The following is a 16,172-nucleotide window of genomic DNA, read 5'->3' as shown; positions in this document are numbered from 1 at the left end:
CATCTTACCATTTTACTTGTCTTACCATTTTGCTATTTTGCTATCTCGCTATCCTCGGGTCTGCCTTTGTTCTGTATTAAGGTTTAGAATAAATTGTGGAAGCCAATAATGAATAAATGATGAAGCTGCTGTATAGTATCATATTTTGCTGGTTTGCTATTTTGACGGCTTGTAATCACCCGGTTGAACCAGTCACTGTAAAGCATCGGCTCATTCACAACAACGATGGCACTGAAATACTGGGAAATAACTGGTTTGGCAAGCGCCCGCTTACCCCGGCAGATGTTAACCGGTATGTGGATATGATTGCGAATTCTCAGGTTACCACATTTATGATATGTTCCGGCAGTGACTTTTTTTACTACCGCTCAAAATATGGTAGTATAATGGGCGATGATAAAAACGGGCAACTGAACTGTGGAAAAAATACAGAGCTATATAATACGCTTCGCCGTTTTTATCATAACGCAATGGTGCTGGATAAAGAAGGAACAGATATAGTAGAAGCTACATTGAAAAGAGCTAAAGAAAAAAAACTGGAAGCGTTTATTACTTACAGGATGAACGACCTGCATTTTGCAGATACGAGTGCAGGCTGCCCATTGCAGTACGGAGCATTTTGGAAAGAGAATCCCCGGTATTGGACAAACGATACCACACTGAATGGCTGGAATGCCCGGAATGCGCTTGATTTTGCTCATCCGGAAGTACGGGAATATAAATTGAACATCATAAAAGAACAGTTTGAAAAATATGGCGCACTGATAGATGGCTATGAGCTCGATTTCATGCGCTTTATAGTTTATTTTAAAAAGGACCAGGCTGAAAAAAATGCCTCGCTTATAACAGAACTGGTTCAGGCTGCAAAAAACATCGCTGACTCTGTTGGCAAACTTCACAATAAAAAAATCTTATTAACAGCCCGTATACCTCCAACCATAAGCGATTGTAGAAAGAAAGGGCTGGATGTGCAGGAGTGGGTAAAACTGGGGTTGATTGATTTTTTAACGCTGGGCGTTCACTGGCGCGGTGAACCTGCTATGCCGGTAGCGGAGTTTAAAAAGCAATTAGGTTTGGAAGTTCCTGTATATGCAACACTCGATGACGGCACCTATAACCCGCGGGAAGCTTATTCACATGGCATGTACAGGGGCATGGCATCGCACGCAATGGCACAGGGTGCCGGCGGTATATATCTTTTCAATTATTTTTTAACCAGCTATAACGAAGCCAATCAAAAGCTGCAACCCAAAGAAGGAACGCTGGTTTGTCGTACCATTGCCCCGCAATTATTGCAGGAACTCGGATCGTTGGAAACGCTGAGAAAGAGAAATAAAATTTATGCGCTTTCAGATGGCGCTTCCTCTTACGATTTAACATCCAACAGTCCATTACCATTAAGGATGAAAGGAAATGTTGCTGCTACCATATTTGTAGGTGATGATGTAAGTGCTGATGAGCCGCAAGAAGTGATCCTGTTCATCCGTACTAACACGAAAGACTCTTTTTCCGTATCAATTAATGGGAGCCCTTTACAACACATTAATGCTGATTACCCCAGGTTGTATGATAAACTGCCTGGTATAAAGGAGCCTCAGAATGTTACTGCGTTCATCGTGCCTGCAAATGTGGTAATACAAGGCAATAACAAAATTGTATTTTCTGCATCCGCAAACGAACTGATTTTGCAACGGGTTGAACTTGCATTGAAGTATGGTTCTGTAGAGGAGTGCGGATATTTCTGACAGCCCCCGTACCTCTGCCTTAGCTTGTCATCCCAACGAAGCAACCTCTTTCTTTACAGCGAATACTGCTTACCCGCCGCAATATGCATTTGCAGCCTGATGTGTTATTGGCATGCAGGAGACATCTGCGTTTGAAAACTTCGTTCTCACTACAGGTAAACATGTTCTTTTTTGTTTCAAAATTCTTAATACTATTTTTTGAAAAATAGTATTAAGAATGTAAATAAAAGTAGCAGATTTTAAGCGGTACTAAAATTAGATTTGGATAATGAAATTATTGTTAATGATTCTGTTTGTATTATGACGTTGAAATTTTATTTAAGGCAATATTTTTTAATGGAACTACCAAAATCTGCGATTATGATTCGAGAACTCTGTAAAAATGTACGAACATTTTATTTGTTGTACAACCAGGCATGCAAAATGCTACCTGTTATGCTCCTTCTCCTCATTTTTAACCTGGCATCAGCACAGGGGCAATCTGCTACTGTAACCGGAAAGGTGACAAATGAAAGTGGCGAAGGTTTGCCGGGCGCTACTATTAAGGTAAAAGGAACCATTACGGCAACCCAAACCAATGGTGATGGTAGTTTTTCAATTGTGGTGAACAATTTAAATGCTATACTGGAATGCAGCTTTACCGGATTGGAAACAAAGGCAGTGCCGTTGAATGGAAGATCAACGGTAAACATTGTTTTGTTTGATGCGGGCGAGAGTACTTTATCTGAAGTGGTAGTGGTGGGATATGGTACACAATCGAGAGAAGCGCTAACTACTGCAGTCACAAAACTAGATATCAAAGTATTGGAGAATGTGCCATTCCCTAATGTGGCTTCTGCTATGCAGGGTGCATTATCCGGCGTACGGGTTCAAAGTACTTCCGGCCAACCTGGTGCGGCGCCCAGAGTAATTGTAAGAGGCGGCACTTCCATCAATAATCCCAATGGTGCGGCTCCATTGTATATAGTAGATGGCATCATCAGGACCAATCTGAATGATCTTGCATCAGACGATATTGAAAGTTTGCAGGTATTGAAAGATGCAGCTTCCACAGCCATATATGGGGCAAGAGGTTCGAATGGTGTTGTAATTGTTACAACCAAATCAGGTAAGGCAGGCAGAACACGGATTACTTATTCTTTCGATCATACTACATCCAAAGTGGGTAAGATGTATGAACTGGTGAATGCAACGCAATACCTTGAGCTGAACAGGTATGGACTTGCCAGCAGGGGGGCTAAATTTCCTGATGAATCCGGCAGGCTCATACTGCCGATGGGCTATGGCATTGGTAATAATTTAACCAACGGTACTGCGTTTACAACACAATACCTTACACCCGACAATGAACACAAACTACAGGAAGGATGGCTGAGCATGCCGGACCCTGCAGATCCAAGTAAAACTATTATTTATCAGGATAATGATTTTCAGGCGCTCAATTACCAAACCGGTATTTCACAAAATCATCACCTAACTGTTTCGGGTGGAACCGACAAGGGCACTTTTCATGCAGGAATTGGGTATCTTGATAATGTAGGTACGGTGATTACTACCGGCTACAAAAGGTTGAGTTTTGATTTGAACGGTGAATTAAAAGTGAGAGAGAATCTGAAAATCTTTGGAAGGGTGCTGTATTCTAACTCCAGACAAAAGAATTCTCCTTTTAATACTGCTACTACTTTTTATCGGTCTGCAGGTTTGGCTCCAACAGGGAAAGTATATTTCGAGGATGGAACCCTGGCACCCGGTACCAATTCAGGCATTGGAAATCCGTTGTATCAAATGAATACAATGATTAACAGGAATTCACTGGATAACCTTACTATAGCTTTTGGTGGTAGTTGGGAGATTTTACCAGGTTTGAGTTTCGATCCTCAGGTCTCCTTATTTAATACTTCAAATGATGCATATTCTTTTCAGAAAGCATTCTGGAATGGTCCTGTTTCCTATGTAACTACCCGTAATGCCAGCGGTAGTAATTCAAGATGGCGCCAGTATCAGGCCGATGCGGTTTTCTCCTATGTAAAATCTGTTGGTTCTGGTCATAACTTTGACGCGAAAGGAGGATTCTCTTTTTATTCAAGACAACAAACCAGCCTGAGTGCATCCGGCAGAGGTGCATCCACTGATCTGATTCCAACGCTCAATGCTTCCGGTGAACCTACAGCAGTAAACAGTTCCATGAGCGATCAGGTAATTGCAGGATATTTTGGGAGAATCAATTATGATTATAAACAAAAATATTTATTGTCGGTTAATGCCAGATATGATGGTGCGTCCAACTTGGGAGCCAATTACAGGTGGGGGCTTTTCCCCGGTGTATCTGCCGGATGGAACCTGCACAACGAAAATTTCTGGAATGCCATGCCTAAAGAATTAAGCTCCTTAAAACTTAGGGCCAGTTATGGTGTGAATGGAAATATCAGTGGTCTTTCCGATTTCCAGTCGCAGGGTGCTTATAGCGTAGGCGCACGGTATAATGGACAGGCCGCGATTCAAAATACAGTATTACCTAATCCCGATTTAAAATGGGAGCAATCCAAAACCTTTGACATAGGTTTAGACCTGGGTTTGCTGAACGATCGTATCAGTTTCTTGTTTGATTACTTTCAGCGCAGAACCGATAACCTGATCACTAGCTTATCACTTCCACGTTCAACAGGCTTTGCAAGTATTCTTACCAACCTGGGCAGCCTCCAAAATCATGGACTTGAGTTTGAAATAGGAGCCAGGGTATTACCTGCAACCTCTGCATTCCAATGGCAGTTGTCGTTTAACGCGTCAAAAATCAAAAACAAAATTATTAAGCTGCCTGATAATGGTGTTCCCAACAACAGGGTTGGTGGTGATTTTGTATGGGATGAAAATAGTAAAGATTATGCGTGGAAGGGCGGACTCCAGGAAGGTGGAACAATTGGCGATATGTATACTATACTGCAGGAGGCGATTTATGCTACAGATGAGGAAGCAGCACAGGGTCCGGTATATTCTTACATTGTAGGCGCCAACAAAACACAGTATGGCGGCGATGTGAAATATTACGATGCAGATGGCAATAATATCATTGATAGCCGCGACCAACGGTATATGGGAAATATTTACCCGGTATGGACGGGTGGCTTTAGCAACACACTATCATATAAGGGACTTAGCCTGTATATAAGAATGGATTATACTACCGGGCATACGATATTTAACTATGGGAAACTCTTTCTGGATATGAACGGCTATTCTGACGGAAGTTTTACATTAGATAAATATGAGCATTCGTGGAAGGAACCTGGTGATATTGCAACGCAATCCAGGTATTATTGGGGAGGAGAAAGAGTGCAGAGAAATAATTTTCTGGGAGTAACTGACCGGGGTAATTCGATTTTCTATCAGAAAGGAGACTTTTTGTGCCTTCGGGAAATAACATTAAGCTATTCTTTGCCAACGGACTTCCTGAAGAGGTTTAAAATAAGCGGTTTAAGATTAAATGTAACCGGCAACAATCTTCATTATTTCACCAAATATGATGGGTTGAACCCTGAAGAGGGGGGGAGGGACGATGGACGTTATCCTATGCCTAAGAACTTAATTTTTAGTGCGAGCATTTCATTCTAATCTTAAATCTATCTGAACATGAAACTTATTAATAAATTAACCTTAGCTTTTGTTTTAATAACATTGGGTTTGTCCTGCTCCAAAACATTGGACGTAGATCCAACCAGTGTAATTACCACCAACTCATTCTGGAAAACAGAAGATGATGCCAAAGGCGCATTGGTGGGTATGTACATTGATTTCCGGAGCATAGCTGAAGCACTTTTTACTACCGGTGATGAACGTAGTGAGATATATACAGGTGGCGTGTTTGGCGGTGGTACCTATACTTTGTTCAATAATGCCATGACACCCGATGCGCCAGGGCATGCCGACTGGTATGGATATTACCGCGTAATCAATAGCGCCAATCTTTTGCTGAAATATGTACCGGGTATTACTTTCAAAAATGAAACAGATAAAAATAATATCCTGGCACAGGCTTACGCTATGCGGGCATATGTGTATTTTAATATGACTAAAATCTGGGGAGATGTGGTAATTCGTACAGAGCCTACTGAGAGTGCAGATGCAGAAGTAACCCAAAAAGAAAGATCGCCGCAGGATGCCGTCTTCACGCTTATTAAAGAAGACATTGAGAAGTCTTTACAGCTTTTCCAGGATAATGGTTTCACGAGTCTTCGCAGTATGTGGTCGAAGCCAGCCGTTAATGCTTTAAAAGCCGATGTGTTTTTATGGACCGCTAAAGTAAAAAATGGTGGAACGGCTGATTTTACTACTGCTTTAAACGCCTGTACAGAAGTTGAAACTGCCGATGTACAGTTATTGCCTGTTTTTGCCGACATCTTCAAATACTCCAATAAAGGAAATAAAGAAACCATCCTCAATATACATTTTGAGGAATTGGAAGGCGGTAACTATTTCTGGCATATGTGGATCATTGGTTCTGCGGTTCCTGCCAATATCAGTCAGCAGGCAAAGGATCTGCTGTTGCCCGTAGGTGGAGGCCAGGGGCTGATGATCATGTCTGATTTAGTAAGAAACCAGTTCACCAACGATGACTCCCGGAAACACGGAACATATTTTGATGTGTATACATTTGATGCCAATGGTGACAGCACCTACTATACCAACGTATGCTTAAAAGGTACCGGCATTGTTACAAGCGGGAACAGGGTGTTTTCGAGCGATATGATATTGTACAGAATGGCCGATGTGCTGTTAATGAAAGCTGAAGCTAAAAACGGTCTTGATATGGATCCTTCATTTGAAATAAATGAAATACGTAAAAGAGCTTATGGGGCCGCATATAATGATCATGTTTTTATAAGTGGAAGCAAGTCGGAAAATGACGATGCAATATTGAAAGAGCGTTTGTTAGAGCTGGCATTTGAAGGAAAAAGATGGTGGGACTTATTGCGATTTGACAAAGCTTTTGAGTTGGTTCCAACATTACAAACACAAACCGATAAGCAATATTTAAGACTTTTTCCTATTGCGAATTCTGTATTGAGCCTTGAGCCTAAAGTACAACAAAATCCAGGGTACCAGCAGTAATGCTAAATAATAATGGGATAGAGTAAACCGCTCAATATCCCCTTTATGTAATTATTTGTAAACTCAATTGAAATGAGGGTTTTTACCTTTAAGAATATTTTTTTCCCCTTACTCGCTCTTTTACATACTTCTATATGTTTTGCCGAACAGGAAAATGATTCAGTTGAAATACTGAAACGTTATATTTCTATAGACAACGTATGCGCCTGGCCAAATCTTACCACTTTGAAAGATGGAACACAAATCGCTACTATTTTTAATAAACCCAGCCATGGCAGAATGCAGGGTGATGTGGAATGCTGGGCAAGTGTTGATGGCGGAAAGTTCTGGCAGAAAAGAGGAACGGCTGCTCCGCACAAGCCAATGACCAACAGAATGAACGTTGCAGCAGGGTTAGCTGATAACGGCGATCTGATTGTTATTGCTTCAGGTTGGTCATTAAAAGAAAGTGGTAAACAGGATGGGTTGTTTAATTTAATGTCCATTATACGTGCGTGGGTATCACGATCGAAAGATGGCGGTAAATCCTGGAAGGTAGATGAAAAAGCATTTCCTGCAGCAGAAACCGGCTTTACCGGATACATTCCCTTTGGGGATATACTGAAAGCAAATGATGGAAGTTTACGGGTACTGGCATACAATCAATCCAACGACAAAGCTATCAATACTGTTTCTATGTTCAAAAGTAATGACGATGGCAGAACCTGGAAATGGTTTGCCCGGATGAGTGATGGTAAAAATGCAACAGCATTTACCTCAGGACACAATGAAACTGCTTTTTTTCACACTGGTAATGGTAAATGGATTGCTTCTGCAAGGAGATGGAAGGAAGGGCAGGCGATGGATCTATTTAGTAGTGACAATGATGGAAAAACATGGAGAATGGAAGGTCCGCTTACAGGAGCGAATCAGCATCCGGGGCATATTACCCGGTTAAAGAACGGAGATTTGTTATTGACCTTTGGGAATAGAAAAAAGGGAGTTAATGGAGTTGCTGTAAAAACAAGTAAAGACAATGGTAAAACGTGGGGTGAAACGGAACAAATCCTGGACGACCTGGCATCATTCGATTGCGGATACCCGGCAAGTGTTCAACTGGAAGACAACAGTATTATGACCGTGTATTATGCTAATGCGAATGCGGTTCATCAGCGGTATCATATGGGTACCGTGATATGGAGGTTTAAATAGTTATAAAATGAAATTTCGATTGATATGAAAAAAATGTATGCCTTTAGCCTTTGCATGATGCTACTTTCATTGCATGCCGCTGCCGGTGCGGTATTCGTTAAAGATTCCATGATTGTGACAAAAGTGTGGGATAAAGCGCCTCATAATGCATTCCCGGATTTGTTTCAGCATAAAAAATATTTTTACATCACTTTTCGGGAAAGTACCAGCCATGTGGGTAACGAAAACGATGGCAAAGTGCGGGTTATGCGTTCGAAAGATTTGAAGAAATGGGAGACTGTTAATTTGTTTGAGCTGCCTGGTATAGATATACGGGAAGCCCGTTTATCTGCTATGCCCGATGGCAGAATGCTGGTTACTGTAGCCGCCGGTGTTTGGAAGGATAAACAGTATTTATCGCTCAATCCTTATGTTTCTTTTTCGGATAAGTCAGGTAACACATTTACTGCATTGGAAAAGGCAGAGATTGATCCTGCAATAAAAAGAGAACTCGATTGGATATGGCGCGTTACCTGGCATAATGGAGTAGGTTATGGTGTTATGTACCAAACTTATGCAGGGCATCGTGGTGGTGAATGGAAAGCGCAGTTACTGAAAACAACCGATGGAAAGAAATATGAGCGGGTACTTGAATTGCCTGTTGATGGAAACCCAAATGAAAGCACCATTCGTTTTGATAAAAGCGGGAAGATGTATATACTAATACGGCGCGAGAGTAAGGACAGGATGGGCATGCTGGCAACTGCAGGTTATCCGTATACACAATTTTCATTCGAACCCTTAAAATGGCGATTGGGCGGGCCCAACTTCTTATTTCTTAATGAACATGAATTGGTTATTGGTTCCCGCCTGCATGAGGAAAAGGTTTGCACTGCCTTATTTCTAACCGATCTTAATGGTAGCGCAAAGAAAATTATACGGCTGCCCAGCAACGGCGATTCCAGTTACCCGGGTATGATTATCTATAAAAAAAAATTATGGGTAGTATATTATTCCAGTCATGAAGGGAAAACTTCTATATATATGGCGGAAGTTCCTTTAAGTGAACTTCAAAATGTATAAGGAAACAGTTTGGATCAAATATATTTTTTAATGAGAGATAATGATACCTGGCCGGTGCAATTAGATAAAAATCGTGTGCTGGGGGCTTATTATTTTAGCAAGAATAACAGAACCCGGCATATTGCAGGAAGTATTTTAGAAATCAAATAATTGCGTTACGACAAATTCACCCTTACAATGAGACAATATTGTTGTATAGTCTTTCTTACGCTTTGTATTGCTGTTACAGCTAATGCAGAAAACGGTAAGTACAAAGATTCCATACAAATCTCAAAAATTTGGGATAAGGGTGAACACAATGCGTTCACAGATTTGATTCGTGTTAACAGCAGGTTTTATTGTTCTTTCAGGGAAGGAGCCAGTCATGTGGGCTCAAAAGGGAAAAACGGAAAAGTGAGAATTCTTACCTCAAAGGATGGAAAGAAATGGGAGAGCATTGCATTGTTGGAAGTAGATGGAGTAGACCTTCGTGATCCCAAACTGTCTGTTACGCCAGAGCAAAAAATTATGGTGATCATGGCGGGGGCAACTTTTAATGAAAATGTTATAGAGGAGTTGTATCCTATGGTATCTTTCTCCGGTACCTCAGGCAAATCATTTTCGATGCCCGAAAAGTCCATTATTGATCCTGCTATATCGCCTTCAAAAGATTGGATATGGCGGGTTACCTGGCATAAGGGTGTCGGCTATGCTATCAACTACCAACTCAAAGAAAACGGGCCCAATCGCTCACTTTTAAAAAGAGGTGCATGGTTGGTTTATTTAATGAAAACAGTTGATGGGAAGTATTTTGAAAATGTTTCTCAGTTAGATGTTCTGGATCTTCCCAATGAAGCAACGGTTCGCTTTGACCGCAACGATAACGCTTATGTTTTGGTTCGAAAGGAAGCGGGAGATAAAATGGGTGTACTTGCTAAGAGCAGTTTTCCCTATGTTAACTGGGAGTATAGCAATCTTAATTTTAGATTGGGCGGTCCCAACTTTATATTTTTAGATGATGATAAGCTGATTGTTGGAACGCGGTTATACGAGTCAATAACATCTACGGGTATTTTAATTACAGACCTGAACGGAAAAGTGATAAAAACCATTAAATTACCAGGCAGCGGCGATACAAGCTACCCTGGAATGTTAATGTATAAAAATAAATTATGGATTTCTTATTATTCCAGTCATGAAGGGAAAACAAGTATTTATTTGGCCCAAATACCTTTAAATGATCTGCAGGTACGATAGAGGAGCTAAAGCATTTAAAAACACGGAAGTGCAATGGAAGCATTATCTGTAAATAATTTGAGGGGAAGTTGGGGTACTTTATTAATTCCTGTGAATACTGATAATAGTATTGATTACGGATGCCTCGAAAACCAACTGGATTTTCTTTGTAATTCCGGTATCAGTGGAATTTATTCTAACGGAACAGCGGGTGAGTTTTTTAATCAAACGGAGGATGAGTTTGACAAAATCCAATTTTTAATGGCTGAAAAATGTAACAAAAACAATATTCCGTTTCAAATTGGCGCCTGCCATATGAGTCCAATTATATCCTTTGAAAGAATTGAACGAAGTAAATTTTTGAATCCAGGTGCTTTTCAGGTTATTTTCCCGGATTGGTTACCTGTAACCTCTGGAGAACAAATATTATTTTTAAAAAAAGCTGCAGAAGCTACAGCCCCTGTCCCTATAGTTCTTTACAATCCTGGGCATTCCAAAACGGTATTGCAACCACAGGATTTTTCAAGGTTACATAGGGAAATAAGTGCATTGATAGGAGTGAAAGTGGCGGCGAAGGAGCAAAGCTGGTTTGACGCAATGAAAGTGCACGGGGAAGGATTGTCTGTATTTATACAAGGGCATCGTCTTGCAACAGGGATTAAAGAACGTGTGGCGGCAGGCTCCTATTCTAATATCGCCTGTCTTAATCCTTTGGGAGCTGTAGCGTGGTATCATTTAATGCAGGAAAATATACAGGAAGCGTTGGTGGTTGAGAAAAGGATTGCAGACTTTTTTGAAAACTGTATTTTCCCGTTTGCCAAAGCAGGATATTCGGATCCCGCACTCGACAAGCTATTGGCTTTTGCAGGTGGATGGAGTTCCATGAGTACCCGGATAAGATTCCCCTACAAGTGGGTGGATGAAGAAGATGCTTTAAAAGTTCGGCAACAGGCAAAAAAAATGCTGCCGGAATTGATAACCAGATTCTAATTTTTATAGCAGATCTGCATTGGCTAACCTGGGATATATGAAATATTCTAAAACAGGTAAATATTGATAACAATAAATGGAGTACAAATCATGATTGGATTATTTAAAAAAATCGGAGCATTAGTAACTGCTATCTGCATAGTATCAGGCGGAGTTGCTCAAAATCCTTCTGTTCCCGGTGTAAAAAAAATAAAGGATGTGTTGATTTATAAGGACAGTGCATATTACAATTCGTTTCCTTCAATTGTTAAAAAACCAGATGGAGAATTGCTGCTTGCATTTAGACGGGCACCCAACAGGATGATTTTTGGCGAGAAAGGAAACAATCATACAGATCACAATAGCTATCTGGTTTCTGTAAGATCTACTGATGGGGAGAACTGGACAACTTCTCCGGAATTGATCTATGCACATGCTTTTGGAGGTTCCCAGGACCCTTGTTTATTGCAATTGAAAGATGGCACCTTACTGTGCGCCAGCTATGGTTGGCAGGCTGTTCGTCCGGATGGAGTACCTAATTTAAAGCAACCTTATTTTGGTACCAGCGGTGGATATATATTTTTGGGCGGCTACCTGGTACGATCCGGCAATGGTGGGAAAACATGGCAGGGGCCTTACTATCCACCGAATATTAAAGCTGAACGTAATTATAACGCTTATGGAGTAAAGGTACCAGCCTATAACCGTGGCGCATTGTATGAGGCGAAAGATGGAAGAGTATTGTGGATCGTAGCAGCGCATGATGGTGTTAATAAAACATCTAACTATCTTATAACTTCAAAAGATAAAGGACTTACATGGGAATACACTGGCGAGGTGGCGAAAGATCCTAAGATATCGTTCAACGAGGCATCTGTATATGAAACTCCCAAAGGAGATATCGTTGGTTTCCTCAGAACAGCAGGATATGATGATCAGGCCGTTATTGCCCGTTCGAAAGATGGTGGCAAAACTTTTAAATGGGAGTCGATGGGATTCCAGGGACATCCCATGAATGCATTGCGTTTGCCCGACAATAGGGTGTTGATTACCTATGGTTACAGGCACAAACCTTTTGGTATAAGGGCACGCATTCTGAATGCAGAGTGTACCGATTTTAAAACTGCTCCGGAAGTTGTTCTTCGCGAAGACGGCGGTAATGGAGATATCGGTTATACATGGCCGGTACAATTATCGGAAGATAGAGTATTGGTGGTATATTACTATAACAATGAAAATGGTTTACGCTATATCGCCGGAACTATCCTTGAAATAAAAGCTAAATAATATTTGTGGGTAGTTATTTCAGAAATAGGATTCGTTATTGGAGCTTAATATTGCCTGCTGTATTGATGCTGGGTAATATCCATTTATTTGCGCAAGATTCCAGGCCCTTACAAGTTGGAAGCAACAGGGAGCTTTTTGTAGATCAATATCTGATCTATAAGCTGAATAATGTAACGCAGGAACTCCATACTCCCAGGAATGAAGGCGTTGTTTTAAAGTTTGATAATCCCTGGGAAGGAAATTTTTCTGGTTATTGTACTATCATAAAGGACAGCAGTCAATATAAATTGTACTATCGGGGAATAAGGGAAGCTGGTAAGGATGGGAATGACAATGAAGTAACCTGTTATGCCGAATCATCTGATGGCTTCAACTGGGTAAAGCCGGATCTTGGCATCTATACGATTAATGGTACCATGAATAATAACGTGATCCTGGCTCATGTGGCTCCTGCAACGCATAATTTTAGTCCCTTCCTGGATGCCAACCCGGATGCAAAGGCAAGTGAGAGATTTAAGGCTGTTGGAGGAACCGGCAAAACAGGGTTGTTTGCATTTGTTTCGGCCGACGGAATTCACTGGAAAAAAGCACAGGAAGCGGCTGTATTTAAAACAGGGGTTTTTGATTCGCAAAATGTAGCGTTCTGGTCGGAAAGCGAGCAACAGTATGTTTGCTATTTCAGAACATGGAGTGATGGGGGCTTTACGCTGTACAAAGGCTACAGGTCTGTAAGCAGAACTACTTCTAAAGATTTTATCAACTGGACAAATCCCGTTAACATGACTTTTGGTAATACACCGTTGGATCATTTGTATACCAATCAAACAAGTCCTTATTTCAGAGCTCCGCACATTTACCTGGCCATAGGTGCAAGGTTTATGCCTAAAAGACAAGTGCTGACGGATGAGCAGGCGAAAGCGTTGAATGTAAATCCTAATTATTTTAAAGATTGTTCCGATGCCATTTTAATGACCACCCGCGGCGGAAATAATTATGACAGAACTTTTATGGAATCATTCATTCGGCCTGGCATCGGCTTGGAAAATTGGGTATCCCGTTCTAATTACCCTGTATTGAATGTAGTACAAACCAGTCCTTCAGAATTATCGGTATATGTAAATGAAAGCTATGCGCAGCCAACCGCGCACATTAAACGGTATTCATTGCGTTTAGACGGCTTTGCATCGTTAAATGCCGGCTTGAAAGGCGGTGAAGTGATAACAAAACCCTTCAAATTTAAAGGAAAGGAACTGGAAATTAATTATTCAACATCTGCTGCAGGATCCGTTCGCATAGAAATACTGGACGAAAAAAACAAACCTGTCCGGGGTTATACATTAAACGATTCGCAGGAAATTATTGGAAATGAAATTAAACGCATTGTATCATGGAATGGGAAGGAGGATGTTTCCTCACTGGAAGGAAAGCCCGTTAAGCTAAAAATTTATTTGAAGGATGCTGATTTATATTCTTTAAAATTTAATTAATAAAAACTTATGTCGGCGTTGAATTTTAAAACCCTGAAAGAATCATTTGACAGAGACGGCTATGTATTCATCCCCGGGTTTCTTTCCCCGGAAGAGGTTAAAACCATGAATGAGAATGTAAAGCGGTTTATTTCGGAAAAAATTCCTTCTATGTCAACCGGACATTATTTTTATGAAGATCAAAATGATCCTTCTACATTAAAGCAAATGCAGGATATGGAAAAGTACGACCCTTATTTCCAGTCTCTTGCAGTAGGCAGCAAATTTGAAGAAATTGCAGAAACATTATTAAGCGATAAGGCGATTGCAAAAACAGTGGAGTATTTTAATAAGCCACCACGGATTGGAAAAGCCACACCCCCGCACCAGGACGGATATTATTTCATGCTGAAACCTGCACACGCCGTTACGATGTGGCTTGCACTTGAAGAAGTGGACGGAGACAATGGCTGTGTGCATTATGTAAAAGGTTCACATCTTAAAGGTATGCGCCCGCATGGTAAAACGCAGACGCTTGGTTTCTCGCAGGGCATAACAGATTTTGGTACAGAAGAAGATATTGCAAACGAAGTACCGATGCCTGCAAAACCAGGAGATCTTTTGATTCATCATGCGCTTACCATTCACCGCGCGGAAGGAAATAAAAGTATTACGCGTTCCCGCCGCGCCATGGGACTCATTTATTTTGGTGCATCGGCAAAGGAAGATGTGGATGCAAAGGAAAGATATATGAAACAATTGCAGGAAGAAAGAAGGGGTGAGGTATGAGGTAGCAGGTATCAGGCATGAGGTATAAGTGTTGAAGTAAGGATGTAAATGAGAAGAACCAAATCACAAGAAACAAATAAAGTGCGGATGGGTAATGCCTGCCAAAGACAAACTGTAGAGATGGAGTTCGGATCTTGTACTACAGTTCAGCCACATACTATTGCTTGTCATGCTGACGCAGCTTGCCTGCCGGCAAGGCAGGGAAGCATCTATCTTCGCTATGATCAAACGATAAACAATAGATGGTTCGTGCCTGCCAATGACAGATAAAATTAAATCCGAAACCGGGAATCCGAAATCCGAATAGAATTCCCAACAAACTATAAATAGCAAATTTTAATCGAACATCTTAAACCACATATTCGTTGATCAGGCTATCTTTTCTAATCCTTTTTATATTTTACTTTATGACGGGTTGTGATAATGCTTCAAAAAAAACATCAATCGTAAACCCTGAACTAAAAGAAGAATCTATTGAAGCACTTCGAACGGTCATGCGAACACAATCCGAGTGGGTAAAAGTGCATGCAGCAGAGTTTTTAATATGGACAGGAAATGCACCCGGCGTTAAGCAAGCTTTTTTAAAAGAGTTGGAGTTGTTTCACGAAAAACCACAATATCGTATCGGTATATGGAGGGTGCTTGCGCAGCTTAGCGATAGTGCTGAAGCCGCCCAATACAAAAAACAAATTGTAAATGCTTTTTTGGATACAGCAGGCAGAGACAGGATACATGCCATTGAAACCATGGCAAAATTAGAAATGTCGCCGTTGCCTGATTATCCGTTTGAAACGCAGGACGCGTTGAAAAGTAGCATTAAAAGCCTTGCCGCTTATGCGTACTGGGCTATTGCTTATACCAATACCGATTCTATGCAGTCGGCTAAAAAATATTTCCTGGGCAGGCTGCTGGATGCAAATGAGGATATATTACAGCAACGTATAGCCGCATATGTGCTGCGCAATAGCGGTAACCTGGAAATGGAAGACTGGGACATTTTACAGGATAGGGCGCTGGCGTTGCCTGCTGGCGCAGAAGCTGAAATCAGCTTTTTAAATGCGGCATTGCTTACTGCTCCCCCGGAAGCGAAGACCGGAGAAACGTATAAAAAGATCTTCGGCAGGTTGCTTGCTTTCAGCAGCAAAAAAGATAAAGGGGTAAGAATGGATATAGCGGCAGGACTGGTTGTTGCAGGCGGCGAACAACATTTGCCTCTTCTTACGGGTTGGATGCGTAATACAGATCCAACAGGCGTGGCAGCAGATGATGCCGATGTGCAGGCATCTGCTGCCTATGCCATTTTAAAGATATCCGGCAGAATGAATAACAAAAATTAGTCTGT

The 16,172-nt window shown here is 41.2% G+C and carries 11 protein-coding genes; all 11 read left to right on the top strand.

What is annotated here, in order from left to right; translation table 11 throughout:
• Positions 1-116: 116 nt before the first annotated feature.
• Positions 117-1,745 carry a glycoside hydrolase family 10 protein gene (locus tag FRX45_RS00490; protein ID WP_152266426.1) on the top strand — a complete coding sequence of 543 codons (1,629 nt, stop codon included), beginning with the start codon at positions 117-119 and terminating at the stop codon, positions 1,743-1,745.
• A 435-nt stretch (positions 1,746-2,180) separates the two neighbouring features.
• Entirely contained in the window at positions 2,181-5,354 is a 3,174-nt protein-coding gene (locus tag FRX45_RS00485; RefSeq protein ID WP_226804801.1) for a SusC/RagA family TonB-linked outer membrane protein, read from the top strand.
• Positions 5,355-5,372: 18 nt separating this feature from the next.
• A complete protein-coding gene (locus FRX45_RS00480; protein WP_152266425.1) occupies positions 5,373-6,851 on the top strand; it encodes a RagB/SusD family nutrient uptake outer membrane protein in 1,479 nt (492 codons plus the stop codon).
• A 72-nt stretch (positions 6,852-6,923) separates the two neighbouring features.
• Positions 6,924-8,042 (top strand): sialidase family protein, encoded by a 1,119-nt coding sequence (locus tag FRX45_RS00475; RefSeq protein WP_152266424.1) that lies wholly within the window; start codon positions 6,924-6,926, stop codon positions 8,040-8,042.
• A 24-nt stretch (positions 8,043-8,066) separates the two neighbouring features.
• The gene (locus tag FRX45_RS00470; RefSeq protein ID WP_152266423.1) at positions 8,067-9,104 is read left to right on the top strand and encodes a hypothetical protein; all 1,038 of its coding nucleotides are present in this window, start codon (positions 8,067-8,069) and stop codon (positions 9,102-9,104) included.
• Positions 9,105-9,281: 177 nt separating this feature from the next.
• Entirely contained in the window at positions 9,282-10,340 is a 1,059-nt protein-coding gene (locus tag FRX45_RS00465) for a hypothetical protein (RefSeq protein WP_226804794.1), read from the top strand.
• Positions 10,341-10,373: 33 nt separating this feature from the next.
• The gene (locus tag FRX45_RS00460) at positions 10,374-11,309 is read left to right on the top strand and encodes a dihydrodipicolinate synthase family protein (RefSeq protein ID WP_152266422.1); all 936 of its coding nucleotides are present in this window, start codon (positions 10,374-10,376) and stop codon (positions 11,307-11,309) included.
• Between the two features lie 90 nt (positions 11,310-11,399).
• Positions 11,400-12,575 (top strand): sialidase family protein, encoded by a 1,176-nt coding sequence (locus FRX45_RS00455; RefSeq protein WP_152266421.1) that lies wholly within the window; start codon positions 11,400-11,402, stop codon positions 12,573-12,575.
• Positions 12,576-12,625: 50 nt separating this feature from the next.
• Complete coding sequence (locus tag FRX45_RS00450; RefSeq protein ID WP_226804792.1) at positions 12,626-14,062, top strand: hypothetical protein; 1,437 nt, start codon at positions 12,626-12,628, stop codon at positions 14,060-14,062.
• A 9-nt stretch (positions 14,063-14,071) separates the two neighbouring features.
• A complete protein-coding gene (locus tag FRX45_RS00445; RefSeq protein ID WP_152266420.1) occupies positions 14,072-14,830 on the top strand; it encodes a phytanoyl-CoA dioxygenase family protein in 759 nt (252 codons plus the stop codon).
• Positions 14,831-15,237: 407 nt separating this feature from the next.
• Positions 15,238-16,167 (top strand): hypothetical protein, encoded by a 930-nt coding sequence (locus FRX45_RS00440; protein ID WP_152266419.1) that lies wholly within the window; start codon positions 15,238-15,240, stop codon positions 16,165-16,167.
• Positions 16,168-16,172: the final 5 nt, after the last annotated feature.

The organism is Agriterribacter humi (assembly GCF_009192765.1).
Lineage (GTDB): Bacteria > Bacteroidota > Bacteroidia > Chitinophagales > Chitinophagaceae > Agriterribacter > Agriterribacter humi.
The sequence above is the reverse complement of the archived record's forward strand: the minus strand, read 5'-3'. Positions and strand labels throughout refer to the sequence as shown.

Bases quoted from the DNA above. Each gene is read 5' to 3' on its own strand.
- FRX45_RS00490 (WP_152266426.1), top strand. From the start codon at position 117: ATGATGAAGCTGCTGTATAGTATCATATTTTGCTGGTTTGCTATTTTG.
- FRX45_RS00485 (WP_226804801.1), top strand. From the start codon at position 2,181: ATGCTCCTTCTCCTCATTTTTAACCTGGCATCAGCACAGGGGCAATCT.
- FRX45_RS00480 (WP_152266425.1), top strand. From the start codon at position 5,373: ATGAAACTTATTAATAAATTAACCTTAGCTTTTGTTTTAATAACATTG.
- FRX45_RS00475 (WP_152266424.1), top strand. From the start codon at position 6,924: ATGAGGGTTTTTACCTTTAAGAATATTTTTTTCCCCTTACTCGCTCTT.
- FRX45_RS00470 (WP_152266423.1), top strand. From the start codon at position 8,067: ATGAAAAAAATGTATGCCTTTAGCCTTTGCATGATGCTACTTTCATTG.
- FRX45_RS00465 (WP_226804794.1), top strand. From the start codon at position 9,282: ATGAGACAATATTGTTGTATAGTCTTTCTTACGCTTTGTATTGCTGTT.
- FRX45_RS00460 (WP_152266422.1), top strand. From the start codon at position 10,374: ATGGAAGCATTATCTGTAAATAATTTGAGGGGAAGTTGGGGTACTTTA.
- FRX45_RS00455 (WP_152266421.1), top strand. From the start codon at position 11,400: ATGATTGGATTATTTAAAAAAATCGGAGCATTAGTAACTGCTATCTGC.
- FRX45_RS00445 (WP_152266420.1), top strand. From the start codon at position 14,072: ATGTCGGCGTTGAATTTTAAAACCCTGAAAGAATCATTTGACAGAGAC.
- FRX45_RS00440 (WP_152266419.1), top strand. From the start codon at position 15,238: ATGACGGGTTGTGATAATGCTTCAAAAAAAACATCAATCGTAAACCCT.